The sequence below is a fragment of the Calidithermus terrae genome (assembly GCF_003574345.1).
Lineage (GTDB): Bacteria > Deinococcota > Deinococci > Deinococcales > Thermaceae > Calidithermus > Calidithermus chliarophilus.
Genome location: NZ_QXDL01000025.1, coordinates 22,396 through 30,570 on the forward strand (window position 1 = coordinate 22,396; position 8,175 = coordinate 30,570).

General features: G+C 68.8%; 10 protein-coding genes. 3 read left to right on the forward strand and 7 right to left on the reverse strand.

Annotation, left to right across the window (positions count from 1 at the left end):
• The 6 genes from Mterra_RS04790 to Mterra_RS04815 all read right to left on the reverse strand — a co-directional run bounded on the left by Mterra_RS04790 (position 1) and on the right by Mterra_RS04815 (position 4,843).
• A complete protein-coding gene (locus Mterra_RS04790) occupies positions 1–1,200 on the reverse strand; it encodes a ZIP family metal transporter (protein ID WP_119314140.1) in 1,200 nt (399 codons plus the stop codon).
• On the reverse strand, positions 1,197–2,372 hold the full coding sequence (locus Mterra_RS04795) for a multicopper oxidase domain-containing protein (protein ID WP_119314141.1): 1,176 nt from the start codon (positions 2,370–2,372) through the stop codon (positions 1,197–1,199). The genes Mterra_RS04790 and Mterra_RS04795 overlap by 4 nt, the downstream gene beginning before the upstream one ends.
• 46 nt (positions 2,373–2,418) lie before the next feature.
• Positions 2,419–3,000, reverse strand: coding sequence for a metal-dependent transcriptional regulator (locus Mterra_RS04800; RefSeq protein ID WP_036219989.1), 582 nt, complete (start codon positions 2,998–3,000; stop codon positions 2,419–2,421).
• A gap of 101 nt (positions 3,001–3,101) precedes the next feature.
• Entirely contained in the window at positions 3,102–3,674 is a 573-nt protein-coding gene (locus Mterra_RS04805; RefSeq protein ID WP_420804474.1) for an SCO family protein, read from the reverse strand.
• A gap of 95 nt (positions 3,675–3,769) precedes the next feature.
• A complete protein-coding gene (locus tag Mterra_RS04810; protein ID WP_027894367.1) occupies positions 3,770–4,204 on the reverse strand; it encodes a copper chaperone PCu(A)C in 435 nt (144 codons plus the stop codon).
• A 90-nt stretch (positions 4,205–4,294) separates the two neighbouring features.
• Positions 4,295–4,843 carry a copper resistance CopC family protein gene (locus Mterra_RS04815; RefSeq protein ID WP_147372549.1) on the reverse strand — a complete coding sequence of 183 codons (549 nt, stop codon included), beginning with the start codon at positions 4,841–4,843 and terminating at the stop codon, positions 4,295–4,297.
• Between the two features lie 581 nt (positions 4,844–5,424).
• On the opposite strand from Mterra_RS04815, the gene Mterra_RS04825 reads away from it, so the two are divergent.
• Together Mterra_RS04825 and Mterra_RS04835 are read left to right on the forward strand one after the other, a co-directional pair.
• Positions 5,425–5,916: a hypothetical protein gene (locus Mterra_RS04825; protein WP_051304426.1), complete on the forward strand. Its 492-nt coding sequence runs from the start codon at positions 5,425–5,427 to the stop codon at positions 5,914–5,916.
• A 546-nt stretch (positions 5,917–6,462) separates the two neighbouring features.
• On the forward strand, positions 6,463–7,131 hold the full coding sequence (locus tag Mterra_RS04835; RefSeq protein ID WP_051304425.1) for a DUF3105 domain-containing protein: 669 nt from the start codon (positions 6,463–6,465) through the stop codon (positions 7,129–7,131).
• A 13-nt stretch (positions 7,132–7,144) separates the two neighbouring features.
• Here Mterra_RS04835 and Mterra_RS22175 read toward each other — a convergent pair whose 3' ends face one another.
• Positions 7,145–7,282, reverse strand: coding sequence for a hypothetical protein (locus tag Mterra_RS22175; protein ID WP_157202968.1), 138 nt, complete (start codon positions 7,280–7,282; stop codon positions 7,145–7,147).
• Between the two features lie 290 nt (positions 7,283–7,572).
• Between Mterra_RS22175 and Mterra_RS04845 the strand changes: the two genes are divergently transcribed.
• Positions 7,573–7,950, forward strand: a complete 378-nt coding sequence (locus Mterra_RS04845) for an ArsR/SmtB family transcription factor (RefSeq protein ID WP_036219988.1) — start codon at positions 7,573–7,575, stop codon at positions 7,948–7,950.
• The last annotated feature ends 225 nt before the right edge of the window (positions 7,951–8,175 follow it).

Below are 8,175 nucleotides of genomic sequence, written 5' to 3' on the forward strand. Positions count from 1 at the left end.
CTAGAACTTCACCATGAAGGCAGTAAGGTACATGACCGCGACCCCGGCCACGAAGCCGCCGAGGTTGACCCAGTTGAGGGTGGGAAGCTCGAGCCGGGCGCTGTCTTTGGCCACCAGCCTGCCCACCTCCCACACCACCTGCAGGATGGCTCCGACCCCGACGGCCAGGAAGAGCGTGGCCAGCACCGGGTTGAAGGCGAAGCCCCCGATCCAGGTGCCCAGGATGGCCGGCCCCCCCGCCAGCAGGGCCAGCAGCGCGAAGTGCTTGAGGCCGGGGTTCTGCCGCACTATGGGAGCCACGATCCCCACCCCTTCGGTGATGTTGTGCAGGGTGAAGCCCAGCACCAGGAAGGTGCCCAGTGCCGCTTCCCCGGCAGAGAAGGCCGCGCCAATCGCCAGGCCCTCACCCAGGTTGTGCAGGCCGATGCCCAGCGCGATCTGGTAGGCCAGGCTCAGGGGGCTGCGCTCGCCGGAAGCGCCCGGTCGGTGGCTTCCGGTGGCCACGAGCACGCCCAGGGCGATCAGGGCCACCAGGATCACCGCCGGAATCCCCTGCCAGAAGGCGGGCAGCTCGGCGGCGAACTCCTGCGCGTCGAGCCAGGTGCCCACCGCCAGGTAGACCAAGAGCCCCACCGTGAGGGAGAGGACGAAGCTCATGGCCCGCCTGCCCAGGCGGCGCATCCAGGGGTACCACAGCATCCCCAGCACCACCGGCACGACGCCCACGTACAGGCCCACCAGGCCAAAGCGCCAGAACAGGCCGGCGTCGAGGCTTGGAGTCTGCACCGCCGCCGGAATCTCCCCCTCGAAAGTGGTGCCCAGGCGGGTGATCAGGGTGACGGCGTGGGCCTCCTCCGCGACCCAGGGGTAGGGGATGGTGAAGGTGGCCCGCCCCAGCCGGGGAATGGTCGTGGAGGGTTCGGCGCTGAATTCCCAGTAGGCCTCGTCCACCAGCACTTGGGGGATGGTGACCGCTTGCGGGCCGTCGTTGACGACCTCCACCTGGATCACGCCGGGCTCGGGCAGGGTGATGCGCTGGATGGTGACCTTCTCGAGCGGAGGCCCGGCCAGTTCCCGCAACCCGCCGCCCGTCGTCACCAGGTAGGCCAGCACCAGGCCCAGCAGCAACAGCGGCACCAGCGCTAGCGCCCAGCCAAAGCCTCCCTTGTTCGCAGGTGTGGTGTTGCGCTCGACGCTCACGCCTGCTCACCCCCTTTCCAGGGCACGGTGCTGCCCTGGAGGCTCTTCTGGTCCCAGGCCGCATCGAGCCCCACGCTCTGCAGGGCCTGGGCGAAGTCTTCGGGCCTGACCACGTTGAAGTGCCCCATCCAGCCCAGTTCGGTGAACTCCGAGACATGGGGGTGGAACATGTACATCCCGGGGAACTTGTAGCGGAACTCGACGATCCCCCGCTGTCCCTGCACCTGGGAGATGGTGTCCACCCGGCGCAGGGTGGGCTCGAGCGTGGTGCCGTGGTCGTAGTAGTCGAACATGTTGGCGTGCAGGTGGAAGGTGTTGATGGGGTCGAACTCGAGCACGTTGATCAGGTAAATCCGCACCAGCTCGCCCAGCTTCAGCGGGATGGCCCGCCGGGCGTACTCGAAGGCCACGCTATTGACCGCGTAGACCTCGTTGCCGCCGTCGAAGTTGGTATCGAAGGCGTTCATCACCATCACGAACTCGCGCGCGGGCGGGCGACCTCCCTTGGGATCGACGACGAAGGCCCCGTACATGCCCTTGTGGATGTGGCGCTTGAGCGAGAGGGAGTGACAGTGATAGAGGTGGCAGCCGAAGGGCTCGGCGGTGAACTCGTAGGTGAAGCTCTGGCCCGGCTGGACCAGGCCGCCGTTGCCGGGCAGCGGCGTGCCGTCCATCTCGGCGGGGTGGATGCCGTGGAAGTGGATGGTGTGGGGGTGGCTCGAGCTGTTGGTGAAGCGCACCCGGATGCGATCGCCCTCGGTGCAGCGGATGGTAGGGCCCGGCACGCGCCCGTTGTAGGTCCAGGCCGGGAAAAACACCCCAGGGGCGATCTCGATCTCCTTCTCCTGGGCCACGAACTCGTACTCGCGCAGGGTCTGGCCGCTGGGCAGCGTGCTCACTTTGCCGTAGTCCCAGTCCACCAAAAGCCGCAGAGGGTCGAAGCCGTTGGCCTGGTGATCGACCGCCCCCACGGTCAGGTTGTTGCCGTGGCCCATCTGCTTGGGGTCGGCGGCGCCCATGTAGTGACCGCTGTGGCCACCGACTTCGCCCTGGGGGGCCGGTTTCGACCCCTGGCCAAGACCCAAGGCCGCCGCGCCGGCCACGCTGGCAACCCCGCCCAGGCTGCGAAGCACCTGGCGGCGGGAGAACAGTTTGGGAAGAAAGCTCCTCATATGTACCTCTCGTTGCTTATTGCCGATAGCTCATATCGGCTATTAGCTATGAGCTATCGGCGAGTCGTCCACCTTCCTCAGCTACCCATAGCGCCTGAGCCAGGCTGATGGGCAGCAGAAAGCGTTCTTTACCGATCTGGACCCGCACTCCCTGCTCGAGGCGCTCGAGCACTTCCACCCTGGCCCCAGGCCGCAGGTGCAGGTGCGCGAAGAGGTTCAGGCTGTCCTGGTCCTGCGTGGCCACGCGGGTCACCACCCCCCATTCACCGCCCCCGAGGGCAGTCAGTCGCCTGGAGGGCTGGGAATCGGGCAGCTCGAGGTGGACGGTGGGGATGGGATCGCCGTGAGGGTCGTGCGAGGGATGGCCCAGCCACTCGGCAATGCGGGCCTCGAAGGCCTCGGAAATGTGGTGCTCGAGCCGCTCGGCCTCGGCGTGCACCTCCTCCCAGCCGTAGCCCAGGGCCTGGTGCAGGTAGGTTTCCAGCAGCCGGTGGTGGCGCAGCACCTCCAGCGCTACCTTGTACCCCGCCTCCGTGAGCCGCACGCCCTTGCCCAGCAGCAGGACCTGCTGGAGGGAGTCCTGCCGGGCCTCGGAGAGGTCATATTTAGGCGGGGCTAAACTATTCACGCCAATAGTTTAGCCCCGCCTTAAGATGAGTGTCAAGGTTGGAAAAGTATTCAGACGGCCGGGTCAGGTGGTTCTGGGGCTGTGCCCTTCCTTCCCCGCGTTCAGCCCTTCAGCACCCAGCGCAGGTCCTGCAACACCCGGTCGGTCTGCCGGGCCTTGCCGTAGCCGTAGATCAGCCGCAGTCGGCCCCGGGGGTCGACCAGGAAGACGCTGGCGGTGTGGTCGACGCTGTACTCCCGGGCCGACTTGATCTGCGACTTCTGGTAGAAAACCCCGTAGCCCTTGGCCACCTCGGCCACTTGGTTGGGGGTCCCGGTGAGCCCGAGGAAGCGGGGGTCGAAGAAGGTCACGTATTTCTCCAGCACCGCCGGGGTGTCGCGTTCGGGGTCGGCGGTGATCATCAGCACCTGCACCCGCCCCTGCTCGGCAGGGGTGAGGGCCTGGTACACCTTGCTCAGCTCGGCCAGGGTGGTGGGGCAGACGTCGGGGCAGTTGACGAAGCCGAAGAAGATCAGCACCGCCTTGCCGCGGAAGCTCTTTAGGGTGTACGCCTTGCCGTCGGAGCCGGTCAGGCGGAAGTCGGCAGCGGGCCGGGGATCGAGCAGCGGGGTGCCGTAAGGCTTGTAGGCCCCCATGCGGGGCAGGGCGAAGATTAGCAGGGCCGCCAAGCCCACCGCCCCGGTCAGCAGGCCGACGGCCTGAAGTGGCCGCCTCAGGGGTTGGGCTCGGGTTCGGCCATGGTCTGGGCCTTGGATAGGGTCGGACATGTTCACCTCGCCTGCACGGTCGGTTCCAGAGTCTGGCTCAGGCCCCCCGCGAAGCGCAGGGTGAGCGGGATCTTCTGGCCCTCCTTGAGGGGGGCTTTGAGCCCCACCAGCATCAGGTGATCGCCGCCGGGTTTGAGCACCAGGCGGCCCTTGGGGGGGATCTCGAGGTGCTCCACCGGGCGCATCCCTTTGACCTCCTGCCCGCCCCGGACCTCGCTCACCCCCCGCATCGGCATCACCATCGCGGCCGCCGGGGTGCTCCCCCCGACAAGCCGCAGAGGCTTTGTGCCCAGGTTCTCCAGGGTCATGTAGGCCGCGGTGTCCTTGAGGGTCGGGGGCACCAACCGGACGTAGGGGTCCTGCACTCGGACCACGGGGGCCTGGGCCAGGGTGAGCCCCAGCGCCAGCAGCGCAGCGTGTATGAGGGTTCGTGGCATCGACATTCGTGCTCTCCTTTGATCTCGTAGTCCTCGGTCTGTGACGCTCTCCTCCGGGTGTCCCGGTTTCCCAGAGCGTGTTATGAACTTTTAGAAAAGTCTCGTGCTGAACCCGGCTTCTGGCCTCTTCCGACCTAGCCCGAGGCACGTTGTAACCCCGTCTTGGACAGCGGCTACACCAAAGTGCCTAACACGCTCTAGGGCCGGTAGGTGAAGGACGAAGAAGCCCTCGCTAGGGTGGGTGTCCACTGACAGGACGCGCCATATCACCATGTAGGCCCCGGGCTTGAGGCCGGGCTTCAGGCCGATGACCGCCGCCCGAGTGGTGCGCGGGGGGGTTTTGGGGCCGAGGTCGGCCCGCGGGGTCTCGTCCCCTTTCAGCCTGAGCACCCGGCCGACCAAGGCCTTGGTCCGGGTGCGTAGCCGGGCTGGGTCGTGCAGGGGGTAGACCTTGAGGGTGGAGAACCTGAGCTCGACCGGCTCGTTAAAGGTGAGCCGAACTTCGGTGGGCCTGACCTTTAGGCGCTCGTTCGCCTCGAGGGTTGAGATCACCCCGTCGGCGTGAGCTCGGGCCAGCGGTGCGAGGACGGTCGCTAGGGCCATTAAAGCTAGCAGAGCTGGCCGGAATTTGCTTGTCAAACAGACCTCCCACGAGCGTTCGGGTAGGGTTTTTGCGCGGGGTCAGGGTTGGATCTTCGCCCGGAGTCGGGCGAGCGGCAAGGGCTGAGGGCCCCGGGCCTCGGCGGGCGGGGCCCTCGCTGCTGCCGCCCGCGTTGGGGCTGGTAGGACCGGGCAGTAGCCCCGCGGGGGGACCTCCAGACGTGCCGCCCGCGGCGCCGCCGGTTCGGGCCGAGCGGGAGCTCCCAGCAGCGGAAAGGCGCACAGCCAGCAGCGCTCGCCGTCGCCGTGCGTTTCGTCGTCGGGGCCGCCGGAGGGCTGGCCGCCGCACAGCTGCGCGGGGAGTCGGTTGTGTTGAGTGAGCTGCTCGAGGGTCAGGGCGGCGGAGGTTCCGCCCGCCGCCCTGACCCCGGGCACGGCCTCGAGCGCGAGGTGCAGACACGTCAAAGCCAGCATCCAGACCCACAGGGCCCGGCGGGGGGCGGTGGTCTGCGGCGCGGTCATGGCCTGTTCACTCTTCCGTTCACCCTATGGGGATCTCCCCGGGACGATCGTCCTGCCCCTTGACTCAAGGTAGCAGAAAGATGAACAATGGTTCAAGTATGACGGCTCCCGGTCCCCGACCCGCGCCCCAGTGGGCGCTGGCGCTGCTGGCCCTGCCCTTCTTCCTCCAGCTGCTGGGCTTCGGCGGGGCACTGGGCGGGGGGTTGTGCGGCGCGCTGTTCCGCGGGCGGGATCTGCCGCTGGACCAGCAGCCCGCCGGTTTCTGGTACGCGCTGCTGTTCATGGGGCTGCTCTCCTTCCAGCTCCTGTACGCGGTGTTCACCGGCCTGCTGCTGCTGCTGGACGCCGCCGACCGCCCCGGTGCCGGGGCCCCGCCCGCGCGCAGCTACCGGGGCGGGGCTTGGCTGGCGCTGCTGCTGGTGATCGCCTTCCTGTTGACCCGCACGGTGGGCCTGCCGGTGCCCAGCGCCCAGGGGGTGATATGGGGGGAGGCGGCCGGGGCCAACCCGCTCGGCCTGGTGATGGTGGGGATGACCCTAGCAGGGGGGTTGTGGCTGTGGCGGATCGGCCGATGGCGCGGAGAGGGCTGAGGCCCGGCCCCGCTCGAGGCACTCTTCAGCGGCCGCAGGGCGGGACGGATAAACCGCGGGGTCTCGGGCCGGGGCGGGGGCTGCTGGTCCTGGCCCTGACGGCGCTCCTTGTGCTGTTGCCGCGAGCCGGAGCCGGGCATCCGAGCCCCGGGTATGGGCACCTCCCCGCGCTGCAGGCCGGGCCACAGCTCCCGTCGGATCCAGGTTGTGCCTGGGGTCACCAGCAGTGCCCGGCCGGGCACTGCTGGGCCGCCGAGGCAGGTGGGGCGGGGCTATTCGCGCCCTGCTTCCCTCGGCCCTTTGCTGGACCGGCACTGCGGCGCCAGCAGCTCGCCCTCGCGGTGCCCCGACCGCCGCCGCGGGCCTGACCCGGCGCGCCTGTGGCAGGCTGAAACCTTCCCGACCCGGGGCCTGGGGGTGAACCCCCGGCCTTTCCCTACGAACAAGGGGCTGCCTGCGCCCTCAACCCCGCCGCGTCCAGAAATCCCGCTGCCGGGCCGCGCTCGAGCGACCGGCAGCGCCCTGGCCATCAAGGAGGCCCTCACCATGTCCAAGAACCCCAGCAACCGGTTCGCCCCCAAGGCGGCTACACGCAAACGGCCAAGAGGAAACCGCACGCCCAGCCCGAGAGCTCCGAGACAGGACCCGCCCAAGACCTCCCCGCCCCGGCGGGTCGCCGGGCGCTGGGTGGTGGCCGCCCTCGCCGCCATCGGCCTGGCCTACGGGGGCTGGCTGGGGTGGCACGCGCGGCAGGCAGAGGCCGGCTTCGAGGCCCTGGTGGCGCAGGGAGCGGCGGCGCTGGGACGGGTGGAGATCGGCGCCGACGCCGGACGGGCCCACTCGAGCCTCGGCCAGGACCTGCGCTACGTCAGCAGCCCGCCGACCTCGGGGACCCACTGGCCCGACTGGGTGGACGCGGGCTTCTACACCGCCCCCCAGCCGGAGGAGAAGCTGGTGCACTCCCTCGAGCACGGCAATGTGGTGGTCTACTATGACCGGCCGGGCGAGGGCGCGCTGCAGGCCCTCCAGGGCTGGGCGGCCCGCTTCCGCGGGGCCTGGGACGGGCTGGTGGTGACCCCCGTAGCGGGCCTGGGGCCGGGTGTGATCCTCACGGCCTGGAACAAGACCCTGCGGCTGGAGCGCTGGGACCCCTCAGCCGCCGCCGCTTTCGTGGACACCTACCGGGGCCGGGGGCCGGAGAACCCGGTGCGATGAGCCGCGTGCGCCCCTACTTGGGCCTGGGGCTGCTGGCGGGGTTGGGGCTGAGCCTGCCGCCGGTGCTCCCGCTCGAGGCGGCCGAGGTGGTGGGGCCGGTGGTCGAGGCGCGGGCGACGCGGGAGAGTCTCCCGGTCCTTGTCGCGGTCACTGGTGCCTTCGGGGCCCTTGCCGTAGAAGATGAAGACAAAGTTGTTAGCGCCTCCCAGGCCTCGATGATGTTCAGGCTCCCTGGATCTCCGGGTGCAGGGACTCAAGCTGGAGGTAGTCGCACAAGAACGCGCTCTTCCGCACTGCCCAGGTTTGGTCTGGGCGCGGTAGGTGGGGTGGAGCCCTGCCCGCACCCCTCCCTCGAGGGTGTGTAGGAGAGCTGCGAGGGCGATCAGGGCGCTGGGGGTGTGAGCCCGGGGCACGCCGTTCGCGTTGTGCTACCTTATTGATATGGCCGTCTCAACACCCACCGTCCCTGATCCGGCAGTCTGCGAGGTCAAGGTCGTCCACGCCGAGGCCGTGGCCCGGGCCCGTCAGGGGATGCCCGCCCCAGGGGCCATCGCCGGAGCCTCCGAGCTGCTTAAGGCCGTCGCCGACCCCACCCGCATGCGCATCCTCTCGGCGCTGTGGTCGGTCGAGGAGTTGTGCGTGTGCGACATCGCGGCGGTGGTAGGCATGAGCGAGTCGGCAGTGTCGCATCAGTTGCGTTTCCTGCGCTCCATCAACCTAGTAACCTTCCGCAAGGAGGGGCGGCAAGCCTTCTACCGCCTCGCAGACGCCCACGTTACCTCGATCCTACGTTGCGCCCTCGAGCACGCCGCCGAGTAGGGCGTAGCACCGACCTGGCCAAGGACACCGGAGGGCCGCCACTCGGCGGCCCTCGTGTTCTCCTTCCGCGTCTATTGTTGAACAGTTGCTCATATGTTATCCTCGGGGCAGTGGTTGAATGATCGTTCATGTGTTGAATGGTGAACCGCACCCCCGGAGCGTCTAACCCCCGCGTGGCCTTCACCACGCAGGTGCTGCGGCTCAACCTGGACGAGTCGGTCACGC

What these genes read in the sequence shown, in the direction of transcription:
- Mterra_RS04795 (WP_119314141.1), bottom strand. Translation starts at nt 2,372, where the DNA reads ATGAGGAGCTTTCTTCCCAAACTGTTCTCCCGCCGCCAGGTGCTTCGC.
- Mterra_RS04810 (WP_027894367.1), bottom strand. Translation starts at nt 4,204, where the DNA reads ATGCCACGAACCCTCATACACGCTGCGCTGCTGGCGCTGGGGCTCACC.
- Mterra_RS04825 (WP_051304426.1), top strand. Translation starts at nt 5,425, where the DNA reads ATGACGGCTCCCGGTCCCCGACCCGCGCCCCAGTGGGCGCTGGCGCTG.
- Mterra_RS04835 (WP_051304425.1), top strand. Translation starts at nt 6,463, where the DNA reads ATGTCCAAGAACCCCAGCAACCGGTTCGCCCCCAAGGCGGCTACACGC.
- Mterra_RS04845 (WP_036219988.1), top strand. Translation starts at nt 7,573, where the DNA reads ATGGCCGTCTCAACACCCACCGTCCCTGATCCGGCAGTCTGCGAGGTC.